Origin of the sequence: Streptomyces sp. JW3 (genome assembly GCF_052216785.1) — a bacterium.
Taxonomy (GTDB): domain Bacteria; phylum Actinomycetota; class Actinomycetes; order Streptomycetales; family Streptomycetaceae; genus Streptomyces.
This window is the reverse complement of record NZ_JBQOUX010000073.1, coordinates 18,292-39,823: the sequence shown is the minus strand read 5'-3', so window position 1 is coordinate 39,823 and position 21,532 is coordinate 18,292. Positions and strand designations below refer to the sequence as shown.

Annotated in this window: 19 protein-coding genes; 11 read left to right on the top strand and 8 right to left on the bottom strand. The window is 70.0% G+C overall.

The window, feature by feature from the left end; all coding sequences use genetic code 11:
• Positions 1 to 216 precede the first annotated feature (216 nt).
• Positions 217 to 2,067, top strand: coding sequence for a glycosyltransferase family 2 protein (locus tag ACTT8P_RS26060; RefSeq protein WP_442834183.1), 1,851 nt, complete (start codon positions 217 to 219; stop codon positions 2,065 to 2,067).
• Between the two features lie 3 nt (positions 2,068 to 2,070).
• Positions 2,071 to 4,029 (top strand): galactose oxidase-like domain-containing protein, encoded by a 1,959-nt coding sequence (locus ACTT8P_RS26055; RefSeq protein ID WP_442834182.1) that lies wholly within the window; start codon positions 2,071 to 2,073, stop codon positions 4,027 to 4,029.
• A 39-nt stretch (positions 4,030 to 4,068) separates the two neighbouring features.
• Here ACTT8P_RS26055 and ACTT8P_RS26050 read toward each other — a convergent pair whose 3' ends face one another.
• Positions 4,069 to 5,052 (bottom strand): glycoside hydrolase family 6 protein, encoded by a 984-nt coding sequence (locus tag ACTT8P_RS26050; protein ID WP_442834181.1) that lies wholly within the window; start codon positions 5,050 to 5,052, stop codon positions 4,069 to 4,071.
• A gap of 174 nt (positions 5,053 to 5,226) precedes the next feature.
• On the opposite strand from ACTT8P_RS26050, the gene ACTT8P_RS26045 reads away from it, so the two are divergent.
• Positions 5,227 to 5,736 carry a MarR family winged helix-turn-helix transcriptional regulator gene (locus ACTT8P_RS26045; RefSeq protein ID WP_442834180.1) on the top strand — a complete coding sequence of 170 codons (510 nt, stop codon included), beginning with the start codon at positions 5,227 to 5,229 and terminating at the stop codon, positions 5,734 to 5,736.
• Between the two features lie 151 nt (positions 5,737 to 5,887).
• Here the strand turns inward: ACTT8P_RS26045 and ACTT8P_RS26040 are convergent, their stop codons facing one another.
• Positions 5,888 to 6,268 (bottom strand): ATP-binding protein, encoded by a 381-nt coding sequence (locus ACTT8P_RS26040; protein ID WP_442834186.1) that lies wholly within the window; start codon positions 6,266 to 6,268, stop codon positions 5,888 to 5,890.
• A 184-nt stretch (positions 6,269 to 6,452) separates the two neighbouring features.
• On the opposite strand from ACTT8P_RS26040, the gene ACTT8P_RS26035 reads away from it, so the two are divergent.
• The 4 genes from ACTT8P_RS26035 to ACTT8P_RS26020 all read left to right on the top strand — a co-directional run bounded on the left by ACTT8P_RS26035 (position 6,453) and on the right by ACTT8P_RS26020 (position 10,444).
• Complete coding sequence (locus ACTT8P_RS26035) at positions 6,453 to 7,781, top strand: helix-turn-helix domain-containing protein (RefSeq protein WP_442834179.1); 1,329 nt, start codon at positions 6,453 to 6,455, stop codon at positions 7,779 to 7,781.
• Positions 7,782 to 7,791: 10 nt separating this feature from the next.
• The gene (locus ACTT8P_RS26030) at positions 7,792 to 8,265 is read left to right on the top strand and encodes a hypothetical protein (RefSeq protein ID WP_442834178.1); all 474 of its coding nucleotides are present in this window, start codon (positions 7,792 to 7,794) and stop codon (positions 8,263 to 8,265) included.
• A 60-nt stretch (positions 8,266 to 8,325) separates the two neighbouring features.
• On the top strand, positions 8,326 to 8,664 hold the full coding sequence (locus ACTT8P_RS26025) for a DUF3817 domain-containing protein (protein WP_442834177.1): 339 nt from the start codon (positions 8,326 to 8,328) through the stop codon (positions 8,662 to 8,664).
• Positions 8,665 to 8,743: 79 nt separating this feature from the next.
• Complete coding sequence (locus tag ACTT8P_RS26020; RefSeq protein WP_442834176.1) at positions 8,744 to 10,444, top strand: acyl-CoA mutase large subunit family protein; 1,701 nt, start codon at positions 8,744 to 8,746, stop codon at positions 10,442 to 10,444.
• Positions 10,445 to 10,475: 31 nt separating this feature from the next.
• On the opposite strand, the gene ACTT8P_RS26015 is transcribed toward ACTT8P_RS26020, so the two are convergent.
• The 3 genes from ACTT8P_RS26015 to ACTT8P_RS26005 all read right to left on the bottom strand — a co-directional run bounded on the left by ACTT8P_RS26015 (position 10,476) and on the right by ACTT8P_RS26005 (position 12,059).
• Positions 10,476 to 10,787 carry a hypothetical protein gene (locus ACTT8P_RS26015; RefSeq protein ID WP_442834175.1) on the bottom strand — a complete coding sequence of 104 codons (312 nt, stop codon included), beginning with the start codon at positions 10,785 to 10,787 and terminating at the stop codon, positions 10,476 to 10,478.
• Between the two features lie 82 nt (positions 10,788 to 10,869).
• Positions 10,870 to 11,337, bottom strand: a complete 468-nt coding sequence (locus ACTT8P_RS26010; protein ID WP_442834174.1) for a hypothetical protein — start codon at positions 11,335 to 11,337, stop codon at positions 10,870 to 10,872.
• 89 nt (positions 11,338 to 11,426) lie between these two features.
• Entirely contained in the window at positions 11,427 to 12,059 is a 633-nt protein-coding gene (locus tag ACTT8P_RS26005) for a TetR/AcrR family transcriptional regulator (protein ID WP_442834173.1), read from the bottom strand.
• Between the two features lie 255 nt (positions 12,060 to 12,314).
• Here ACTT8P_RS26005 and ACTT8P_RS26000 point away from each other — a divergent pair, with 255 nt between their 5' ends.
• The 4 genes from ACTT8P_RS26000 to ACTT8P_RS25985 all read left to right on the top strand — a co-directional run bounded on the left by ACTT8P_RS26000 (position 12,315) and on the right by ACTT8P_RS25985 (position 16,521).
• Positions 12,315 to 13,268: a tetratricopeptide repeat protein gene (locus ACTT8P_RS26000; RefSeq protein ID WP_442834172.1), complete on the top strand. Its 954-nt coding sequence runs from the start codon at positions 12,315 to 12,317 to the stop codon at positions 13,266 to 13,268.
• Between the two features lie 652 nt (positions 13,269 to 13,920).
• Positions 13,921 to 14,565 (top strand): DUF6230 family protein, encoded by a 645-nt coding sequence (locus tag ACTT8P_RS25995; protein ID WP_442834171.1) that lies wholly within the window; start codon positions 13,921 to 13,923, stop codon positions 14,563 to 14,565.
• 92 nt (positions 14,566 to 14,657) lie between these two features.
• Positions 14,658 to 15,143: a DUF6114 domain-containing protein gene (locus ACTT8P_RS25990; RefSeq protein WP_442834170.1), complete on the top strand. Its 486-nt coding sequence runs from the start codon at positions 14,658 to 14,660 to the stop codon at positions 15,141 to 15,143.
• The gene (locus ACTT8P_RS25985) at positions 15,133 to 16,521 is read left to right on the top strand and encodes a hypothetical protein (RefSeq protein WP_442834169.1); all 1,389 of its coding nucleotides are present in this window, start codon (positions 15,133 to 15,135) and stop codon (positions 16,519 to 16,521) included. Before ACTT8P_RS25990 ends, ACTT8P_RS25985 begins: the two co-directional genes overlap by 11 nt.
• A gap of 68 nt (positions 16,522 to 16,589) precedes the next feature.
• On the opposite strand, the gene pyk is transcribed toward ACTT8P_RS25985, so the two are convergent.
• From pyk to pta, 3 genes are all read right to left on the bottom strand, one after another.
• The gene (gene pyk, locus ACTT8P_RS25980; protein WP_442834168.1) at positions 16,590 to 18,020 is read right to left on the bottom strand and encodes a pyruvate kinase; all 1,431 of its coding nucleotides are present in this window, start codon (positions 18,018 to 18,020) and stop codon (positions 16,590 to 16,592) included.
• An 85-nt stretch (positions 18,021 to 18,105) separates the two neighbouring features.
• A complete protein-coding gene (locus tag ACTT8P_RS25975; RefSeq protein ID WP_442834167.1) occupies positions 18,106 to 19,326 on the bottom strand; it encodes an acetate kinase in 1,221 nt (406 codons plus the stop codon).
• On the bottom strand, positions 19,323 to 21,413 hold the full coding sequence (gene pta / locus ACTT8P_RS25970; protein ID WP_442834166.1) for a phosphate acetyltransferase: 2,091 nt from the start codon (positions 21,411 to 21,413) through the stop codon (positions 19,323 to 19,325). The genes ACTT8P_RS25975 and pta overlap by 4 nt, the downstream gene beginning before the upstream one ends.
• Positions 21,414 to 21,532 lie beyond the last annotated feature (119 nt).

The window sequence follows — 21,532 nt, the reverse complement described above, 5'->3', positions numbered from 1 at the left end:
CGATTCCGCGCCGTTCCGAGGACGGACACCCCCCACCCCGGCCCCGACCCACTACCCACCAGTGGGCGCTACGCGCACCCCCACCCCACCCGCGCAGGCCGCCGCAGGCGCACCCGTACCCCCACCCACCTGGACGCCCCCAGTTCGACACGCCCCCAAATCTCCACTTTTGTATGGGTAGATCGCTAGATCACTCCCCACTCACTGGAGGGCGCTGTGCGGCCGGAGGGCTACGACTACGACACCCACAGCCGACTGGCCGGACCGCTCACGGAGCCGTCCGGCACCGCCTACCGGGTGCAGTACACCTCACTGCTCTCCCGCGAGCCCCAGCGAATAAAAGCCGTCCTCCTGATGACCCTCGCGCCGCTGCTCACCGGCGCCCTGCTGGTCTACCTCGTCTGGCCCACCCACTGGGTGGAAAGAGAAGGCGCCGACGCCTGGCTGACCACCCTCGACGTCATCATGCTCATATCGATCGGCCTGATCGAACTGTTCATGGTCGTCAACGTCGCCTCCGTCGCCCACGCCACGATGGTCGCCCGCGACCCCGTCCCCGTCACCCCCGAACCCGGCACCCGCGTCGCCTTCCTCACCACGTACGTCCCGGGCAAGGAACCCCTCGACATGGTCCGCGCCACCCTGCAAGGCGCCACCCGCCTCACCCACCCCGGCACGCTCGACGTCTGGCTCCTCGACGAGGGCGACGACCCCGCCGCCAAGGCCCTCTGCACAGAACTGGGCGTCCACCACTTCACCCGCCACGGCATCCCAGACTGGAACCAGAAGACCGGCGTCCACAAGGCCCGCACCAAGCACGGCAACTACAACGCCTGGATCGCCATGCACGGCGATTCCTACGACTTCTTCGCCTCCGTCGACCCCGACCACGTCCCGCTCCCCAACTTCCTGGAGCGGATGCTCGGTTACTTCCGCGACCCGGACGTCGCCTTCGTCGTCGGCCCCCAGGTGTACGGCAACTACCACAACCCCGTCACCAAGGCCGCCGAGTCCCAGCAGTTCCTCTTCCACGCCCTGATCCAGCGGGCCGGCAACCGCTACCGCGCCCCCATGTTCGTCGGCACCAACAACGTCGTACGCGTCACGGCCGTCAAACAGGTCGGCGGCCTCTACGACAGCATCACCGAGGACATGGCCACCGGCTTCGAGATCCACCGCCGCAGGAACCCCCGCACCGGCCACCACTGGCAGTCCGTCTACACCCCCGACGTGCTCGCCGTCGGTGAGGGCCCGGCCTCCTGGACCGACTTCTTCACCCAGCAGATGCGCTGGTCCCGAGGCACCTACGAGACCCTCATCAAGCAGTACGCGAAGGCAGTCTTCCGCATGCCGCCGGGCCGCCTGCTGTCCTACACCCTGATGCTCGTCTACTACCCGATGACGGCCGTCAACTGGTTCCTCGGCATCCTCTCCTGCCTGCTCTTCCTCTGCTTCGGAGCCTCCGGCACCGAGGTGGCCGCCTCCGTCTGGCTGATGCTCTACAGCGACGCCGCCGCCCTCCAGGTCGGCCTCTACCTGTGGAACCGCCGCCACAACGTCTCCCCGCACGAACCGCAGGGCTCCGGCGGCCTGGCCGGCATGGCCATGTCGGCCATCTCCGCGCCGATCTACCTGAAGTCCTTCAGCGAAGCGCTCCTGCGCCGCCCCAGCCGTTTCATCGTCACCCCCAAGGGCGCCGGCGCCAGCCCCGACCGCCCGCTGACCTTCCGCATCCACCTCACCTGGGCGTTCGTCCTCGTCACCGCCCTGATCGCGTCCGCCGTCCTGGACCACACCCACGTGGCGATGCGCACCTGGGCGTTCCTGGCCGCGGCGATCTCCCTGGCCCCGTTCACGGTCTGGGCCACCACCACCTGGCGCACCCGCAGGACAACCCCAGCCCCCGCTCCCGCCACCCCCGCTCCCCCCACCCCCACGCCCCCGCCGATGCCGGCCGCCCCGCCCGAGGTCACCGCCCCGGCTGCCCCCGCCTTCGCCACCACCGGCATCACCAACATCACCGGCATCACCTCAACCGTCTCCGGCACGATGACAGGAGGCAACTAGGCCATGGCCTACACCCCCTCGCAGAAGACCAAGAAGACCGTCCTCGGCGTCGGCGGCCTGGCGATCCTGGCCGCGCTCAACGCCCCCGCCGCCCTCGACTTCGCCGGCGAGAAGTACCACGCGTACAAGATCTCCCGCCCCTCCTACAAGGCGAAGTACGGCTCCTGGAACCAGGTCGACATCCCGCAGGAGTACCGCACCAACGCCATCCACGCCGCCCTCCTGCACACCGGCAAGGTGCTGATCGTCGCGGGCTCCGGCAACGAGCAGAAGAAGTTCGACAAGGGCTCCTTCGACACCGTCCTGTGGGACCCGGAGCAGAACACCTTCAAGAAGGTCGACACCCCCGAGGACTTCTTCTGCTCCGGCCACGCCGCGCTCCCCGACGGCCGCATGCTGGTGGCCGGCGGCACCGCCCGCTACGAACTCCTGGACGGCGAGGTCGACCGGGCCGGCGGCGGCATGCGGGTGAAGAACGAGAACCCGGACAAGCCCGTGCACCTCCCCAAGGGCACCCGCTTCCGCTCGCCGGCCGGCGTCGAGTACGTCTCCCGGTTCGACGTCACCCTGCCCAAGGCCAAGCGCTCCTTCGAGATCACCCGCGACGAGCGCGGCGTCGTCCAGCCGTACAAAACCAAGATCACCGCCAGCGAGCGCCGCGTCTTCGTCGAGGCCGTCGAGAAAGGCCCCCTCTCGGCCACCGACACCCAGGCCCAGTACGAGATCGTCGGCCTGAAGGGCGAGGCGGCGGACAACACGTACGGCCTCAGCGAGAAGATCACCCTGGAGAAACAGGACTTCCAGGGCATCCGCGCCGCCTACGAGTTCGACCCGGTCGCCGAGAAGTACGTCCCGGTCGACCCGATGGACAAGGCCCGCTGGTACCCGACCCTGGTCGGCCTGGACGACGGCCGCATCCTCGCCGCCTCCGGTCTGGACGACGTGGGCGTGATCGACCCGGGCGACAACGAGATCTACGACCCGGACACCAAGGAATGGTCACCGGGCCCCAAGCGCTACTTCCCCACCTACCCGGCCCTGTTCCTCACCAAGGGCGGCAAGCTGTTCTACTCCGGTTCCAACGCCGGCTACGGCCCCGCCGAGAAGGGCCGCGTCCCGGGCCTGTGGGACCTGAAGACCAACACCTTCAAGCCGGTCCCCGGCCTCACCGACCCCGACCAGCTCGAAACCTCCGCGTCCCTCCTGCTGCCCCCCGCGCAGGACCAGAAGGTGATGGTGCTGGGCGGCGGCGGGGTGGGCGAGTCGAAGAAGTCGACCGAGCGCACGGCCGTGGTCGACCTCAAGAAGGACAACCCGGTCTTCAAGCCCGGCCCCGACCTCCCGCAGGGCACCCGCTACCTGAACAGCGTGATCATGCCGGACGACACCGTCTTCACCTCCAACGGCTCCAGCGACTACCGCGGCCGCAGCGCCAGCAACATCCTCAAGGCCCAGGTCTACGACCCGAAGAGCAACGCCTTCACGGAGGCCGCAGCCCCCGCCGTCGGCCGCAACTACCACTCCGAGGCGCTGCTGCTGCCCGACGGCCGGGTCGCCACGTTCGGCTCCGACCCGCTCTTCGACGACCAGCAGAACACCAAGCTGGGCCACTTCGAGCAGCGCATGGAGGTCTTCACACCACCGGCCCTGCACCGCAACACGGCCGCCCGCCCGGCCTTGAAGGACGGCCCGAAGACCCTCGACGCCAACCACCGCGTCACCTACCGCACCGACCACCCCGACCGGGTGGCCAAGGCCCGGCTGATGCGCCCCAGCGCCGTCACCCACACCACGGACGTCGAACAGCGCTCCATCGAACTCGACGTGACCAAGAAGGGGAAGGCGGTCACCTTCGACATCCCGAAGGACCGCACCCTGGTCCCGCCCGGCTGGTACATGCTGTTCGTCACGGACGCCGACGGCACCCCGTCAAAGGCGAAGTGGATCCAGGTGAAACCCTGACCCCAACCCTGACCCCAACCCTGACCCCAACCCTCAGCCTCACTCGGAGTTGCGGGCCAGCCCGAGCGCGTACTCCGGCCACCACCGCCCCGCGTCCGGCCCGCCCTCGCAGGTGCCGTCCGACTCCCCGGGCCGCTTGATCCACAGGTAGGCGTCGACCACCGGGTCACCGGTCCGGGTCGTCGGCCGGGTGCCCAGCGCCCGGCCCGGCGGGTTGCACCAGACCCCCGGCAGCGGCCCGTTCCCGTTGCGGCTGGTGTCGATCACGAAGTGCTTGCCGCCCAGCCCCTGGGACAGCTTCTTGCCGTACTCCGTGGTGTCCTCGTTGGTCTGGAAGTTGGACACGTTGAGCGCGAAGCCGTCCGCCGCCGCGATCCCGGCCCGCTTCAGCGGCTCGACCAGCGCCCAGGGGTCCTTGATCCACGCCGGATTGCCCGCGTCCAGGTACACCTTGGCGTTCGGCTGCGCCTTCAGCCGGCCGATCGCCTCGCTCAGCAGCCCCTCGCGCTCGGCGTGCAGTTCGCGCGGGGTGCAGCCGTCCACGATGTGCGCGACGGCGTCCGGCTCCAGCACCACCAGCGCCTCGGTGTCCCCGATCGCGTCGGCGAACCGCCCGATCCACCGCCGGTAGGTCTCGGCGTCCTCCGCGCCCCCGGCGGAGTGCTGGCCGCAGTCCCGGTGTGGAATGTTGTAGGCGGTCAGCAGGACCGTCCGGCCGGCCTCCGTCGCCGCCCGGGTGGCCCGCCGCACCAGCGGCGTGGGATCGATCTCGCCGGCCGGCCACAGCGCGGCCGGCTGCCCGGCGATCCGCTGGAGCAGTTCGGCGTCCTGGCTCCGGCCCTGCCGCTGCCACAGCCGGCCCTGCCGGGCGGCCGGGCTCTCCGGATCGACCCAGAACTCGGAGCCGGCCTTCGTGGAGGGGACACCGGCCACCGACGCCTCGTCGACGTCGGCGGCGGAAGAGCAGCCCACGGTGACTCCGAGGGCGGTGAGGACGGCGAGGGTGTGGATCAGCCGGAACATGCTGCTCCCTGAAGCAGAGGTAACGATGCGTAACGATCCGGCGCTTATCGTGACATATCGGGCGTGTCGCGCGGCGCATCGCCATGCCCGCAACCGGGTCGGCCGAAGGGTCCCGCGGTCCGAAAAGCGGGACGGAGCTGACCAGCATGTGACCGGCCGGTAAGGTCTGATGCCGTGCCGAAGCCCCTCAGTCTCTCCTTCGACCCCATCGCCCGCGCCGACGACAGCTGGAAGCGCCGCTGGGGCAGCGTGCCCTCCATGGCCGCGATCACCTCGATCATGCGGGCGCACCAGATCCTGCTGGCCGAGGTCGACGCGGTGGTCAAGCCGTACGAGTTGACCTTCGCGCGCTACGAGGCGCTGGTGCTGCTCACCTTCTCCAAGTCGGGCGAACTGCCGATGTCCAAGATCGGCGAGCGGCTCATGGTGCACCCCACGTCCGTGACGAACACCGTCGACCGCCTGGTCACCTCGGGGTTCGTCGCCAAGCGCCCGAACCCCAACGACGGCCGCGGCACCCTCGCCTCGATCACCGACAGGGGCCGCGAGGTGGTCGAGGCCGCCACCCGCGACCTGATGGCGATGGACTTCGGCCTGGGCGCCTACGACGCCGAGGAATGCGGCGAGATCTTCGCGATGCTCCGCCCGCTGCGGGTGGCGGCGGGGGACTTCGAGGAGGAGTGACCGGCCCGGATGCCCGAGCGTGGTCCCGGACACGGGTGGCTTTGGCGAGGCCGGCCTGACGATTCGCCGTCAGGAGAGCTCGTCCGTCGGCGTGAGGTTCCGCGACCGGTTCGACTTCGCTGGTGTCCGAAACGTGGTGTCCCGGTCCCGGTCAAACCTTCAGTAGAGCCCAGACGGTCTTGCCGTCCCGGTGGCGGATCACGCCCCAGTCGGCGGCGACGGCCGCCACCAGGATCAGGCCGCGGCCACCCGTTTCGTCCTCCCGCGGCTCACGTTTCGCCGGACGGGCCATGGAACCGTCGAAGACCTCGATCCGGACCGTGTCCGGGGCCGGGCGTGCCAATGTCAGACGGCAGTGTCCGGGTTCCTGCGTGTCGAGGCGTCCCGAATGCAGAACCGCGTTGGTGACCAGCTCGCAAGCGACCAGTTCGGCGTCCGCCGTCGAGTCCTCGGGCAAGCCCCAGCACCGCATCGTGGTCCGCGTCGCCTGACGTGCCACGGCTGCGCTGTGCGGCAGGCGGACGAGACACATGTCATAGCCCGGGTGCCCGGCCCCGCGGGCATGCAGTTGGGGGGTTACGGACACTGACTCTCTTGCCGTCCTGCCGGTCATCGCGGCCTCACTCTCGGGCGGCTGGGAAACGGTCCGCAGTACGGGACTCGTCGCTGTTCTGGTGATCAGTCAACGGTCACTCAGCGCTGTGGGACCATCACAGATGCGGCACCCGCATACGGATATGAGCCGAGCGGGTACGGGCAGGCGCACGGTGCCGCGGGGACTCGTAACGTGGGGGTGGGCCATGAGGTGGCAGGCGGCAGCCGTTCGAGAGGCATCCCGGAACGGGGATTACGGCAAGGTCATCGAGCTTGTCCGGCAGGACCGGCGCATGACGCAAGCGCAACTCGGCGGCGCGATCGGTCTTTCCCAGTCAGCCGTCTCCCGGCTGGAGAAACGTGGCCCACGCACATACGGCACGGACGTCCTGGCAGCGGCGGCCGCGCACCTAGGCATTCCACCCGCGCTGGTGGGACTCGCGGACAGCCGCCCACAGGGGCGTGTGAACGGTGATGATGACGTGGACCGACGACAATTCCTCGGCGGCGTCGCGGCGACAGCGGCGACGCCAGTACTCGGCGGACTGCCCGACAAGGCAGGCCCGGGAGGTGGGCAGGCCGCCGCGCTGCGGCTGTCGACATCGGCATACCGGAGACTCGACGGCTCCACACCGTCCCGCGATCTTTCCGAGGCCGTGAAGTCGCACATGCGGTTGATCCAGACCGTCACCGGTGCGGCGACGGCAGACGGTGACCGCACCCGACTCGCGGCGGTCGGCAGCGAGGCCGCGAGCCTTGCCGGGTGGCTGGCCTGGGACATGGGTGACCATGGGTCCGCGCGCGCCTGGTACGGCTCCGCGGTCAAAGCGGCTCGATCGTCCGGGGACCCTCTCCTGACGGCCTACCAGATCGGCAGTCTGGCCCAGTTCGAAGCGCATGCGGGAAACGGTACCGAAGCTCTAAACCTGACCGGGCGGGCCCGACGGGTGCTCGGGGAGCGTCGGCCACCGGTCGCGGAAGCGTGGCTGTTGTCCGTGGAAGCTCTGGCCCATGCCGCTGAGGGAGATCACCGATCGGCCGACGGGGCGCTGACGGCGAGCCGTGCGGCGGCGGAGACGTTGCCCGAGGATCCGCCGCCTTGGCCCTGGGTCTTCACGTTCGACCCGGCGAAGGTGGCCGCCTGCCGCGTGTCCTGTGGGGCGCGGCTCGGTCTGGCCGACTGGGTGCTGTCGGACGATGTGGAAGCGCTCACCACCGGCCACGCGAAGCAGCGCGCGCTCCTGATACTCGACATCGCCGCCGGTCACCTCGCCGGCGGGCGTGTCGAATCGGCGTTCGCCCTCGCCGGGCGGGCGCTCGACGCCGGGCTGGCGTACAAGTCCGGGCGCGTCGTGGAACGGGCCCGCGCCGTGCGCCGTACTTTCACGACCACCGCGCCGTCCAAGGTGGTGCGCGACTTCGACGAGCGCCTGCACGGCATCTATCTCTAGGAGGACAGGAATGCGGGTGGGTATCACCGGTCACCGTGGACTCGGTGCGGACGCGGAGAGGCGTGTGCGGAACATGCTCGACGAGGCGGTCAACGCCTACGACGCGGCCGATCTGGTCGGAGTGTCCTGCATCGCCGACGGCCCCGACGCCTGGTTCGCCGAAGCCGTGGTGCGGCGCGGTGGCCGTCTGGAGGTGGTGGTACCGGCGGCCGGGTACCGGGATGCCCTTCCACAGCAGCACCGCGCCACCTACGACACGCTGCTGGGGCAGGCGTCCGACATCCATGAGACCGGCATGGACGAGTCCACGTCCGAGGCGCACATGGCGGGCTCGGAAATCCTCGTGGGCCTGTCCGACGAACTGCTCGCGGTGTGGGACGGCGAGCCCGCCCGGGGCCTCGGCGGTACCGCGGACGTGGTCGGGTACGCGCGGCGGAGCGGTGTCCCGGTACGGATCCTCTGGCCGAAGGGCGCCACCCGCTGATCGCCGGACGCGCCCGGCCCGCCGCAAGATCGCCCCGAACACCTCGTTACGCTCATACCCATGAAAAAGAGCGTGCTGACCCGCTACCGGGTCATGGCGTACGTCACCGGCGTGCTGCTGATCCTGCTGTGCCTGAGCATGATCGCCAAGTATCTGCTGGACATCAACGGTGCCGACGACCTCACCCGCGTCGTCAGCATCGCGCACGGCTGGCTCTACGTCATCTACCTGATCTTCGCCTTCGACCTCGGCGCCAAGGCGAAGTGGCCGGTCAAGAAGCAGCTGTGGGTGCTGCTCGCCGGAACCATCCCGACGGCCGCGTTCTTCGTGGAGCGCCGGATCACCCCGGAACTCCAGTCGAAGATCACCGACGGCCGCCCCGTGGCCGCCAAGGCATAGCACCGGCTTTCTTGCCGCCGTACACCCGTACGGCGGTCTGCCATCGACATTTACTAGGACGTCCTAGTAAATTCGAGGTATGGACGCTGACGCGATACAGGCGGGCCGCCGACGCTGGCAGGCCCGGTACGACGCGGCGCGCAAGCGCGACGCGGACTTCTCGACGCTCTCCGGTGACCCCGTGGAGCCGGTGTACGGACCCCGCCCCGGGGACAGCTACGAAGGCTTCGAGCGGATCGGCTGGCCGGGCGAGTACCCCTTCACCCGCGGCCTGTATCCGACCGGCTACCGCGGCCGGACCTGGACGATCCGCCAGTTCGCCGGGTTCGGCAACGCCGAGCAGACCAACGAGCGCTACCGCATGATCCTGCGCAACGGCGGCGGCGGGCTCTCGGTCGCCTTCGACATGCCGACCCTGATGGGCCGCGACTCCGACGACCCGCGCTCGCTCGGCGAGGTCGGCCACTGCGGGGTGGCCATCGACTCGGCCGCCGACATGGAGGTCCTGTTCCGGGACATCCCGCTCGGCGACGTGACGACCTCGATGACGATCAGCGGCCCGGCGGTCCCCGTCTTCTGCATGTACCTGGTCGCCGCCGAACGCCAGGGCGCCGACCCGGCCACGCTGAACGGCACTCTCCAGACGGACATCTTCAAGGAGTACATCGCCCAGAAGGAGTGGCTCTTCCAGCCCGAGCCGCACCTGCGCCTGATCGGCGACCTGATGGAGTACTGCGCGGCCGGCATCCCCGCCTACAAGCCGCTCTCCGTCTCCGGCTACCACATCCGCGAGGCGGGTTCGACGGCCGCGCAGGAACTGGCGTACACGCTGGCCGACGGCTTCGGGTACGTCGAACTCGGCCTGTCCCGCGGCCTGGACGTCGACACCTTCGCCCCCGGCCTGTCCTTCTTCTTCGACGCGCACCTGGACTTCTTCGAGGAGATCGCCAAGTTCCGCGCGGCCCGCCGGATCTGGGCCCGCTGGCTGCGCGACGTCTACGGGGCGAAGTCCGAGAAGGCCCAGTGGCTGCGCTTCCACACCCAGACCGCCGGCGTCTCCCTCACCGCCCAGCAGCCGTACAACAACGTGGTCCGGACGGCGGTGGAGGCCCTGTCGGCCGTACTCGGCGGCACCAACTCCCTCCACACCAACGCCCTCGACGAAACCCTCGCCCTGCCCTCCGAGCAGGCCGCCGAGATCGCGCTGCGCACCCAGCAGGTCCTGATGGAGGAGACCGGTGTCGGCAACGTGGCCGACCCGCTCGGCGGCTCCTGGTACGTCGAACAGCTGACGGACCGGATCGAGGCGGACGCGGAGAAGATCTTCGAGCAGATCAGGGAGCGGGGGCTCCGGGCGCACCCGGACGGACAGCACCCGATCGGCCCGATGACCTCCGGCATCCTGCGCGGCATCGAGGACGGCTGGTTCACCGGCGAGATCGCCGAGTCGGCCTTCCGCTACCAGCGGTCCCTGGAGAAGGGCGACAAACGGGTCGTCGGCGTCAACGCCCACACCGGCTCGGTCACCGGCGACCTGGAGATACTGCGGGTCAGCCACGAGGTCGAGCGCGAGCAGGTGCGGGCGCTGGGCGCACGCCGGTCCGGCCGGAACGACACGGCCGTGCGCGCGGCCCTGGACACCATGCTGGACGCGGCCCGCACCGGCGCGAACATGATCGCCCCCATGCTGGCCGCGGTCCGCGCGGAGGCGACCCTCGGGGAGATCTGCGGGGTGCTGCGGGAGGAGTGGGGGGTGTACACGGAACCGGCGGGGTTCTGAGTCGCGCCCGGGACGCCGGGTGCCTCGAAGCTCAGGGCAGCGGCTGCGGGCCCCCGGGCTGTGTGACCGCCCCGAGTGCGGAGCCCGCCGCGCGCACGTCCTTCGCGTCGCTCTTGCGCAGAACGAAGAGTTTGGTTACCGCCAGCACACTGGGGCTCAGCATGATGGCGGCCATCCAGTAGTCACTGTGGAGACCGAACACGAGGGCGCCGCCGACGGAACCGAGTGACACAAGGAAACCGGCGACCAGGCCCAGCAGGTCCAGACGGTGCCGGTTCCGCTCGCGCATGACCGCCAGTTCGTGCTGGCGCGTCATCACCGGTTCGAGGGTCTTGAGAGCCACCCGGAGATGCTGAGGCGGAAGCTGGGCCCACTCCTTGGCATAGGACAGGGCAAGCTCTTCGGCCCTCCCCATCTCCGTTCCCTCAGGCACTGCTCCCCCTTGGTCCCGCACCCACACCGTCACCCGACCCGGAACCGCCGCCGGAGTACTTCCTCCTGATCCCGAGGGGAGGAGGGCCAAGGGCCGAGAAGATGTCCGTCAGACCTTGGGCGGTGGCCGCCGCGGTCTCCAGCGGCGGGACGTCCGGAAGGCGTGAGCGGGCGAGGAGCGAAGTCGCGAGGCCCAGCGCGTCCTCGGCCTCGTCCTGGGCGATCTCCGTCAGGGCCGAGCGCACCTGTGCCTCGTAGGACGCCGACGTTCTTCGGACCGGCCTGTTCCTCTTGGCCAGCGCGTCCGTCATCTTCGGGGCCGCGAGGGCGGCCAGCACCGCTACCGCTGCCGCGCCCCAGTTGAGGAACCACACGGCACTGCCGTGCGTTCTGCTGAGTGCGTAACTGGAGCACCAGAGAAGCGTCAGCGCGAAGAGGACGAGCAGCGCGAAGGAGAGCATCTCTGGGAAGGAGAGCCGTGGCGCTGGTGAGCCACGGCCGGGACGCCGGTTCCCCATGCGCCGAGTCTGGCACGCGGCACGGCGGCCGGTCAGCCGGTTCGGTGTTCCGCCGCCGTGGCCAGCCCCAGCAGCAGTACCCGGGACAGCCCCCGAATCCATGCGGCGTCCGCCGGCTCGGCGCTCACCAGGGTGCGGTGCACCACCGCGCCCGCCACCATGTCGAAGATCAGGTCGGCGGTGCGGGCGGCCTCGGCCGGGTCGGGCTGGGGCGGGAGTTCGCCGCGGGCCTGGGCGCGGGCGCGGCCCTCCAGGACCAGGCGTTTCTGGCGTTCCACGATCGAGCAGCGGATGCGTTCGCGCAGGGCCTCGTCCCGGGTGGACTCCGACACCACCGCCATCAGGCCGCTCCTGGCCTCCGGACGGTCCAGGATCGTCGCGAACTGGTGGACCACGCCCTCGATGTCGGCGGCCAGGCAGCCGCGGTCGGGCAGGCGCAGTTCGTCGAAGAGTTCGGCGACCGCGTCGACGACCAATTCGTTCTTGCCCGCCCAGCGGCGGTAGAGGGTGGTCTTCGCGACCCCGGCCCGGGTCGCGACATCCCCCAGGGTCAGTTTCGACCAGCCCAGGTCGACCAGTGCCGCCCGCGTCGCGGCCAGGATCGCGGCGTCGGCCGCGGCGCTGCGGGGACGGCCGGAGCGACCTGTGGGCGAGCTGTTCGGCATCCCCCGACCATAACCGCGGGTTTGCCGGGGGCGGTGGTGAGGGAGATCACCGGGGGGCCGTTTCGCGGGGGGTGCGACGGGCATTACGCTACGAGGCGTAGCGAAAGCAGGGGGCGATCCCGCTGGAGCGACGACCACCGGCGCCAGGTGGGGACCCGGCGCCGAACAGCACACTTCAGAGCGGGTTTCAGGCCGCTTTTCACGGACGCGCGTAGTACGGGGGAGGATAGGCGTATGCAGCCACGGAACATGTCCATGAGCGGAGTCGTCGACCTCGCCGCGGTGAAGGCGGCCCAGGAGGCCAAGGCGAAGGCGGAGCAGGCGCGCGCCCAGGCCGCGCGGGAGGGCGGCGGGGGTGCCGTCTCACCCGCCGACCTGGTCCTCGACGTCGACGAGGCGGGCTTCGAGCGCGATGTCCTCCAGCGGTCCACCGAGGTCCCGGTCGTCATCGACTTCTGGGCCGAGTGGTGCGAGCCCTGCAAGCAGTTGAGCCCGGTCCTGGAGCGGCTCGCCGTCGAGTACGGCGGCCGGTTCGTGCTCGCCAAGATCGACGTCGACGCCAACCAGATGCTGATGCAGCAGTTCGGCATCCAGGGCATCCCGGCCGTCTTCGCGGTGGTCGCCGGGCAGGCGCTGCCGCTCTTCCAGGGCGCCGCCGGCGAGTCCCAGATCCGCGAGACCCTGGACCAGCTGGTGCAGGTCGCCGAGCAGCGCTTCGGCCTGACCGGCCTGGTCGTCGACCCCGAGGCCGACCCGGGTGCCGTGCACGAGGCCCCGGCCGCGCCGGCCGGACCGCACGACGCCGCGCTGGAGGCCGCCGTACAGGCCCTGGACGCGGGCGACCTGGGCGGCGCGGTCCGCGCGTACCAGAACGTACTGAACGAGGACCCGGGCAACATGGAGGCCAAACTCGGCCTCGCCCAGGCCGAATTGCTCCAGCGGGTGCAGAACCTGGACCCGCAGCAAGTGCGCAAGGACGCCGCCGAGCAGCCGGGCGACGCGCAGGCGCAGATCGCCGCCGCCGACCTGGATCTGGTGGGCGGTCATGTGGAGGACGCCTTCGGGCGGCTCATCGACACGGTGAAGCGCACCTTCGGTGACGAACGGGATGCCGTACGGGTGCGGTTGCTGGAGCTGTTCGAGGTCGTCGGCGCCGACGACCCGCGAGTGGCGGCGGCCCGCCGCGCGCTCGCCCGCGCGCTGTTCTGACCGGGCCGTACCTCTCCCTACCGCCCGGCCGATGATCTTGCGGCCGGGCGGTGCCGGTGTGAAGGGAAACGTCGGCGGAGCCGCAGTACAGCCGTGTTTTGCCAAAACTTGGGAATCCTGGCCGCTGTTACTGCGAGTAAGTCGCCGCCGGTGGAATGTCGGTCTCTGTCCGGTGCGGGATTGCTTTGTCCCCTTGCCCGGAGACACCGAGCGTCGCCGGGCGGGACCGCTGCGTCGACCCTTGGTTATCGCCCCGTTACTAGCCAGTAACGGCGCCCCTTGTGCGGGCGGCGAGAATGCACCACGATCGGCCACGCTCGGTCCGTTCCCGTCCCCCGACAGCCAATCGGGTCGCGGGCTTCCTGGGTCCCCACCGAGCAGGACCGGCGGCAGAGGAGCCGGCCCTTGGGCAGGGGGGTCTTCGCCGTTGTGGCGGAGCCTGTCCGGCAAGGTTGTGCGTGATGTGTGTCAGGCGCGACCAGTGGTTGTCGCTCGGGGGTGATCGCCGGTGATTCGGGCGCGTGGTGCGCGCCGTCGAGTACGGGCGCTCTCCTTCCCGAGGACGTAGCACTTCTCCCATCCCTGCCCGGCCGAGCCGCCGCTCTAGGGGGCGAGCCGAGGCCAGGAGATGTACGTCCGAGAAGGAGGAAATATGGAGTCCCAAGCGCGTGGTGGGACCAGATGGAAGCGGTTCGCTGTGGTCATGGTGCCCAGCGTCGCCGCGACGGCCGCGATAGGCGTTGCTCTGGCGCAGGGTGCGTTGGCCGCTTCGTTCAGTGTGTCGGGGCAGCAGTTCAAGGTCAGCGCCAAGGAGCTGACCGGTCACGGGTTCTCGCAGTACGGGGCCTACAACGACGGCGCGAGCGGCCGTAACGCCGTGGCCGTCTCGGCGTTCAAGAGCGCCGAGATCGACAAGCTGTGCCAGTCGGTCGTCACGAAGATCCCGGTGCTGGGCGACATCACCCTGCGGCTGGAGGCGGGTGACACTTCCAAGAAGCAGGAAGCGGTCCACGCCGAGCAGCTCTACATCGACGTCGCGGATCTGCAGGCGGACGCCACCTTCACCAACATCGACATCGGTGTGGCTGCCGGGTCCATCAGCAAGGGACCCAAGCAGAAGAAGGCAGAGGTCTCGCAGGGACGGGCCAGCGCGGGCGGCTTCGCCCAGCAGGCCACTGAGGCCAAGCTGACCGACGTGAAGCAGACGGCGTGGGCCACCACCGCCGGAACCTTCAAGCTCAGCGGTCTGCACATGTCGCTGAAGAAGGGCTCCGGCGACGGCGTCGAGTGCTACTGAGCACTCGCTGACGGGCGGGGGCAGGCCGCGCCCCCGCCCGTTCACTCTCACATCATCACCACAGCGAACGCTGTACCAGGGAGCTGTTTTCCATGAGCGCCGAGACTCCTGCCGCCACCGGCCAGTTCACCCGCCGTAGGCAGCAGTTCCGAGACTGGCGTGGCACCCGGCCGTTCTGGGCCGGTCTGCTCGTCCTGCTCGGTGGCTTCCCGATCATGTACTTCCCGTACGCGAACCTGAAGTTCGGCAACCTGACCGTGGCGATGTCCACCACCGCCGGTGCCGGCTCTCTGATCATCGGCGTGCTGCTGGTCGTGCTCGGCATCAGCCTCTGGTTCCAGAAGCACGTGCGGACCTTCGCGGGTGTCGCGGCGATCCTGCTCGCCCTGGTGTCCATCCCCGTGTCCAACTTCGGTGGCTTCGTCGTCGGCTTCATGCTCTCGCTCGTCGGCGGGGCGATGGCCGTGGCGTGGGCGCCGGGCAAGCCGAAGCCGGTGACGGACGCCGCGGACGAGCCGAACCATCTGTCAGGAACGATCCCGGCCAACGGGGCGAACGGGAGGCACAGTGCCGGCTGACGAGGTGACTCACGGGGCTGACGCGGAGGCGTCCCGCGTGAGAACCGGGCCGCGCCACGCGGCACCCAAGAAGCCGTTGTTCACCAGGTTCCACGTACCGGCCGGCAAGGCGATAGCCCTGGCGGCGATGCCGACGGCGGTCCTCATGGGGATGGGGTTCACGCCGACGCTCGCCGTCGCCGACGGCAACGACCCGGCGGCGACGTCCGCGAAGAGTCTGACGGCCGACGAGTACAAGGCCTGCGTGGCGGCCATGGCGGGTGACGAGGACAAGAAGGACGACGCGGACGCGTCGGCGTCGCCCTCCGCGAGTGCGAGTGCGAGTGCGAGTGCGAGTGAGAGCGAGAGCGAGAGCGGGGACGACGGCACCGGGTCGAGTCCGTCGGCTTCCGCCACGGGTCAGGACTCCTCCTCTTCGTCGGATTCAGGTTCCGACGACAAGGGCGAGACCGAGCCCGAGCCGTCCGCATCGGCCTCCGCCTCCGCGTCGACGGAGAAGTCGCAGGAGAAGGAGTCGGCCGCCGAATCCTCCCCCTCCCCCTCCCCGTCCGCTTCCGAGAGCGGCGGCGGTCTGCTGCAGGGCATCGGTGACGCCCTGGAGGACTTCTTCACCGGCGGCAAGAGCGGTGAGGAGTCCGCGAGTGCCACGGCGACCCCGTCGGCCTCCGCGTCCGCGTCCGCGTCGCCCTCGGCCTCCGCTTCGGCGGACGCGTCCGGCCAGGACGGCGCGGACGACGCCTCCGGCGCCGTAACGGACACCACCGACAAGGTCTCCGAGGCAGTGGAGGACGCGGCCGGTGAGGCCACCGCCTCGCCCAGTGCCGATCCCTCCGCGAGCGCCTCCGCCGACCCTTCCGAGAGTGCTTCGCCCAGCGCCTCCGAGAGTGCCGACGCCGACTGCCCGGTCGCCACCGACGACGAGGGCGGCGTCGACAACACCCTCGCGGTGCCGAACGACCCCTGGTACCTGGACGCCAGCTCGCTCACCCTCAAGGGCGCCTCCTACAAGGGGGTCGTCGAGGTGCGGACGGCGAGCGGTGCCACCAAGAAGGTGCTGAAGTACGTCATATCCAACGGCACCGACATCGGTGACCTGCACCAGACCGTCAAGGACCCGCTGACCGGCAAGACCTACCACGTGCAGGCGGCCGAGGGCACCACGTCCACGATCCGTGACGGTGAGACGGTGATGTACACCGAGAGCATCTCCGGCAACCTGCTGGGGCTGATCCCGATCACCTTCGACGTGGAGAACCCGCCGCCGCTGGACATCCCGCTGATCTACTTCACCAAGGTGAAGGTGGTGCAGGCCGGCCAGTTCGGCGGGACCCTGACCGTTCCCGGGCTGCACCAGTACATGACCGACACGGCCGGCTGACCCCCGTACGAAAACCGAGGGCGCCCCCCGCCACGAGCAGGGGGCGCCCTCGGTGCCGTTCGGAGAGCCTAGCCGCGGACGGCCTCGCCCAGGTGGTGGACGCGGACCATGTTGGTGGTGCCGGGGACGCCGGGGGGCGAACCGGCGGTGATCACCACGATGTCACCGGGGTTGAAGCGATTGAGCTTGACCATCTCCTGGTCCACCAGGTCGACCATCTCGTCGGTGGAGTTGACGAACGGCACGACGTGCGACTCCACGCCCCAGCTCAGTGCGAGCTGGTTGCGGGTGGACTCGTCGGTGGTGTACGCGATGATCGGCTGGACCGCGCGGTAGCGGGACAGCCGGCGGGCGGTGTCACCGGACTGGGTGAACGCCACCAGGCCCTTGCCGCCGAGGAAGTCGGCGATCTCGGCGGCGGCGCGGGCCACCGAACCGCCCTGGGTGCGCGGCTTCTTGCCCGGCACGAGGGGCTGGAGGCCCTTGGAGAGCAGCTCCTGCTCGGCCGCCGTGACGATCTTCGACATGGTCTTGACGGTCTCGATCGGGTACGCGCCCACGCTCGACTCCGCCGACAGCATGACCGCGTCCGCGCCGTCCAGGATGGCGTTGGCGACGTCGGACGCCTCGGCGCGGGTCGGACGGGAGTTGGTGATCATCGACTCCATCATCTGGGTCGCGACGATCACCGGCTTGGCGTTGCGGCGGCACAGCTCGATCAGGCGCTTCTGCACCATCGGGACCTTTTCGAGCGGGTACTCGACGGCCAGGTCGCCGCGGGCCACCATGACGGCGTCGAAGGCCGCGACGACGTCCTCCATGTTCTCGACCGCCTGCGGCTTCTCCACCTTGGCGACGACGGGGACCCGGCGGCCCTCCTCGTCCATCACCCGGTGCACGTCCTGGACGTCCTTGGCGTCCCGGACGAAGGAGAGCGCGACCAGGTCGCAGCCCATGCGCAGCGCGAACCGCAGGTCCTCGATGTCCTTCTCGGACAGCGCGGGCACGTTGACCGCCGCGCCGGGCAGGTTGATGCCCTTGTGGTCGGAGATGACACCGCCCTCGATGACGATCGTCTTCACCCGGGGGCCCTCGACCTCGGTGACCTTCAGCTCGACGTTGCCGTCGTTGATCAGGATCGGGTCGCCCTTGGTCACGTCACCGGGCAGGCCCTTGTACGTGGTGCCGCAGATCGTCTTGTCACCCGGCACGTCCTCGGTGGTGATGGTGAACTCGTCACCGCGCACCAGCTCCACGGGGCCCTCGGCGAAGGTCTCCAGCCGGATCTTCGGGCCCTGGAGGTCGGCGAGCACACCGATGGCCCGGCCGGTCTCCTTCGCGGCGGCCCGGACCCGGTCGTACCGGCCCTGGTGCTCGGCGTGGGTGCCGTGGCTGAAGTTGAAGCGGGCCACGTTCATGCCGGCCTCGATCAGCGAGACGAGCTGCTCGTGGGAGTCGACCGCGGGGCCGAGAGTACAGACGATTTTCGAACGGCGCATGGGGCGATCCTATCGGTTTGTTTCGCTCCGGAATATTCCGCCTGGCGGAACGTGCATATGGGCGCGGGCGTGCTCACCCGTGAATTTATCGGCTGTTCTTTTCGACCAGTGCGTACGTCTGTGTCGCGATCTCCAATTCTTCATCCGTCGGCACCACGGCGACCTTCACCCGGGCGTCCGCGGGGGAGATCAGCCGAGGACCGTCGCCGCGTACGGCGTTCAGCCCGGCGTCCACCGCCAGGCCCAGCCCTTCCAGGCCCGCCACCGCGGCCTCCCGCACCGGTGCCGCGTTCTCGCCGACCCCGGCCGTGAAGGCGACCGCGTCCACCCGTCCGAGAACGGCGTAATAGGCGCCGATGTACTTCTTCAGGCGGTGAATGTAGATGTCGAAGGCGAGCTGTGCCTGCTCGTCGCCCTCGTCGACCCGGCGCCGGATCTCCCGCATGTCGTTGTCGCCGCACAGACCGAACAAGCCGCTCCTCTTGTTGAGGAGAGTGTCGATCTCGTCCGTGGACATTCCGCCAACGCGCTCCAAATGGAAGATGACCGCCGGGTCCAGGTCTCCGGACCGCGTACCCATCACCAGTCCCTCCAAAGGCGTCAGCCCCATCGAGGTGTCCACGCACCGGCCGCCCCGGACCGCCGAGGCGGAGGCGCCGTTGCCCAGGTGCAGCACGACGACGTTCACGTCCGCCGGGTCCTTGCCCAGCAGCCGGGCGGTCTCGCGGGAGACGTACGCGTGCGAGGTGCCGTGGAAGCCGTAGCGGCGGATCCGGTGCCGGTCGGCGATCTTCGGGTCGATGGCGTAGCGCGCCGCCGACTCCGGCATCGTGGTGTGGAACGCCGTGTCGAAGACGGCCACCTGGGGCAGGTCGGGGCGCAGGCCCTGGGCGGTGCGGATGCCGGTGAGGTTGGCCGGGTTGTGCAGCGGGGCCACCGGGACCAGGCGCTCGACCTCGGTCAGCACCGAGTCGTCGATCAGGGTCGGCTCGGTGAAGAACATGCCGCCGTGCACCACCCGGTGCCCGATCGCGGCCAGCTCCGGGGAGTCCAGGCCCAGCCCGTCCCGGGCCAGTTCCTCGGCGACCGCCTTCAGGGCCGCCTCGTGGTCGGCGATCGGCCCGTGCCGCTCCCGGGTGTCGTCGGCGGCCACGTGGGTGTGCTTGAGCCGGGAGGTCTGCTCGCCGATGCGCTCGACCAGCCCCACCGCCAGCCGGCTGCTGTCCCGCATGTCCAGCAGCTGGTACTTCAGCGACGAGGAGCCGGAGTTGAGGACGAGGACGCGGGTGGGGGAGCTGCTGCTCACTGTTCGGAAACCTTCTCGATGGGGGGCTGGGCCTGGATGGCCGTGATGGCGACGGTGGTCACGATGTCCTGCACCAGCGCGCCGCGGGACAGGTCGTTGACCGGCTTGCGCAGGCCCTGGAGGACCGGGCCGACGGCGATCGCGCCGGCCGAGCGCTGCACGGCCTTGTAGGTGTTGTTGCCGGTGTTGAGGTCGGGGAAGATCAGCACGGTGGCCTGCCCGGCGACCGCGGAGCCGGGCAGCTTGGTCGCGGCCACCGACGGCTCGACCGCGGCGTCGTACTGGATCGGGCCCTCGATCATCAGGTCCGGGCGGCGGGCCCGGACCAGCTCGGTGGCCTCGCGCACCTTGTCGACGTCGGCGCCGGAGCCGGAGGTGCCGGTCGAGTACGACAGCATCGCGATCCGCGGCTCGACCCCGAACCGGGCCGCCGTCGCCGCCGACTGGACGGCGATGTCCGCGAGCTGCTCGGCGTCCGGGTCGGGGTTGACCGCGCAGTCGCCGTAGACCAGCACCTTGTCGGCCAGGCACATGAAGAAGACCGAGGAGACGATGGACGCCTCCGGCTTGGTCTTGATGATCTCGAAGCCGGGGCGGATGGTGGCGGCGGTGGAGTGCACCGACCCCGACACCATCCCGTCGGCCAGGCCCTCCTGCACCATCAGGGTGCCGAAGTAGTTGACGTCGGAGACCACGTCGTAGGCCAGTTCCACGGTGACGCCCTTGTGGGCGCGCAGCTCGGCGTAGCGCTCGGCGAAGCGGTCCCGCAGGTCGCTGGTGGCCGGGTCGATCAGCTGCGAGTCGCCGAGGTCGATGCCGAGGTCGGCGGCCTTCTTGCGGATCTGCTCGACCGGGCCGAGCAGGGTCAGCTCGCACACGCCCCGGCGCAGCAGCACCTCCGCCGCGTGCAGCACGCGTGCCTCGGTGCCCTCGGGCAGCACGACCCGGCGCAGGTCGGAGCGGGCCTGTTCGATGAGCTTGTGCTCGAACATCATCGGCGTGACGCGGTCGCTGCTGGGGGCCTGGACCCGCTGGTCCAGGGCGGCGGTGTCGACGTACCGCTCGAACAGGCCGAGCGCGGTCTCCGCCTTGCGCGGGGTGGCCGCGCCCAGCTTGCCCTCCAGGGAGAACAGCCGCTCGGCGGTGGGGAAGCTGTTGCCCGGCACCGACAGCACCGGGGTGCCGGGGGCGAGCCGGGCGGCGAGGGTGAGGACGTCGTCGCCCGGCACCTCGTCAAGGGTGAGCAACACCCCGGCTATCGGCGGGGTGCCGGCGCTGTGCGCGGCCAGCGAGCCGATCACCAGGTCGGCCCGGTCGCCGGGGGTGACCACCAGGCAGCCGGGGGTCAGCGCGCCGAGGAACTTGGCCAGCGAGGCGCCGCCGAACACGAAGTCCAGCGCGTCCCGGGCCAGCCCCGAGTCGTCGCCGAGGACCACCCTGGCGCCGAGCGTGTGGGCGATCTGGGAGACCGTCGGCGCGGAGAGCGCGGGCTCGTCGGGCACGACCCAGCAGGGCGCCGGGAGCAGCCCGGCCAGCCGCTCCGCGATCAGGTCCCGGTCCTCGCGGGCCACCCGGTTGGTGACCATCGCCAGTACGTCGCAGCCCAGTGAGTCGTAGGCGCGAAAGGCGTTGCGGGTCTCGGCGAGGACGGATTCCGCGCTCTGCCCCCGGCCGCCGACGACCGGGATCACCGACGCGCCGAACTCGTTGGCCAGCCGGGCGTTCAGCGCCAGTTCGTCGGGGAGCTGGGTGTCGGCGAAGTCGGTGCCGAGGACGAGGACGACGTCGTAGTCGCGGGCGACCAGGTGGAAGCGGTCGACCAGGGCGGAGACCAGTTCGTCGGTGCCCTGCTCGGCCTGGAGCGCGGACGCCTCGTGGTAGTCCAGGCCGTAGACCGTCGCCGGGTCCTGGGAGAGCCGGTAGCGGGCGCGCAGCAGCTCGAAGAGGCGGTCCGGGCCGTCGTGGACCAGGGGACGGAACACGCCGACCCGGTCGACCTGCCGGGTCAGGAGTTCCGTGACCCCCAGCTCGACGACCTGGCGGCCGTCGCCGCGGTCGATACCGGTCACGTACACGCTGCGGGTCACGCGCGCTCTCCGTTCCATAGCTGACATGGGTTCCATAGCTGACATGGGCCGTCATAAAAATCGCCCACCGAGGTGAGCGGAACCCTCTTGACAATACCTCTCGCGATAGATAAGGCGCC

Coding starts and splice junctions, on each gene's coding strand:
- ACTT8P_RS26055 (WP_442834182.1), top strand. CDS start 2,071: ATGGCCTACACCCCCTCGCAGAAGACCAAGAAGACCGTCCTCGGCGTC.
- ACTT8P_RS26050 (WP_442834181.1), bottom strand. CDS start 5,052: ATGTTCCGGCTGATCCACACCCTCGCCGTCCTCACCGCCCTCGGAGTC.
- ACTT8P_RS26040 (WP_442834186.1), bottom strand. CDS start 6,268: ATGTGTCTCGTCCGCCTGCCGCACAGCGCAGCCGTGGCACGTCAGGCG.
- ACTT8P_RS26035 (WP_442834179.1), top strand. CDS start 6,453: ATGCGGCACCCGCATACGGATATGAGCCGAGCGGGTACGGGCAGGCGC.
- ACTT8P_RS26030 (WP_442834178.1), top strand. CDS start 7,792: ATGCGGGTGGGTATCACCGGTCACCGTGGACTCGGTGCGGACGCGGAG.
- ACTT8P_RS26025 (WP_442834177.1), top strand. CDS start 8,326: ATGAAAAAGAGCGTGCTGACCCGCTACCGGGTCATGGCGTACGTCACC.
- ACTT8P_RS26020 (WP_442834176.1), top strand. CDS start 8,744: ATGGACGCTGACGCGATACAGGCGGGCCGCCGACGCTGGCAGGCCCGG.
- ACTT8P_RS26010 (WP_442834174.1), bottom strand. CDS start 11,337: ATGCTCTCCTTCGCGCTGCTCGTCCTCTTCGCGCTGACGCTTCTCTGG.
- ACTT8P_RS26005 (WP_442834173.1), bottom strand. CDS start 12,059: ATGCCGAACAGCTCGCCCACAGGTCGCTCCGGCCGTCCCCGCAGCGCC.
- ACTT8P_RS26000 (WP_442834172.1), top strand. CDS start 12,315: ATGAGCGGAGTCGTCGACCTCGCCGCGGTGAAGGCGGCCCAGGAGGCC.
- ACTT8P_RS25995 (WP_442834171.1), top strand. CDS start 13,921: ATGGAGTCCCAAGCGCGTGGTGGGACCAGATGGAAGCGGTTCGCTGTG.
- ACTT8P_RS25990 (WP_442834170.1), top strand. CDS start 14,658: ATGAGCGCCGAGACTCCTGCCGCCACCGGCCAGTTCACCCGCCGTAGG.
- pyk (WP_442834168.1), bottom strand. CDS start 18,020: ATGCGCCGTTCGAAAATCGTCTGTACTCTCGGCCCCGCGGTCGACTCC.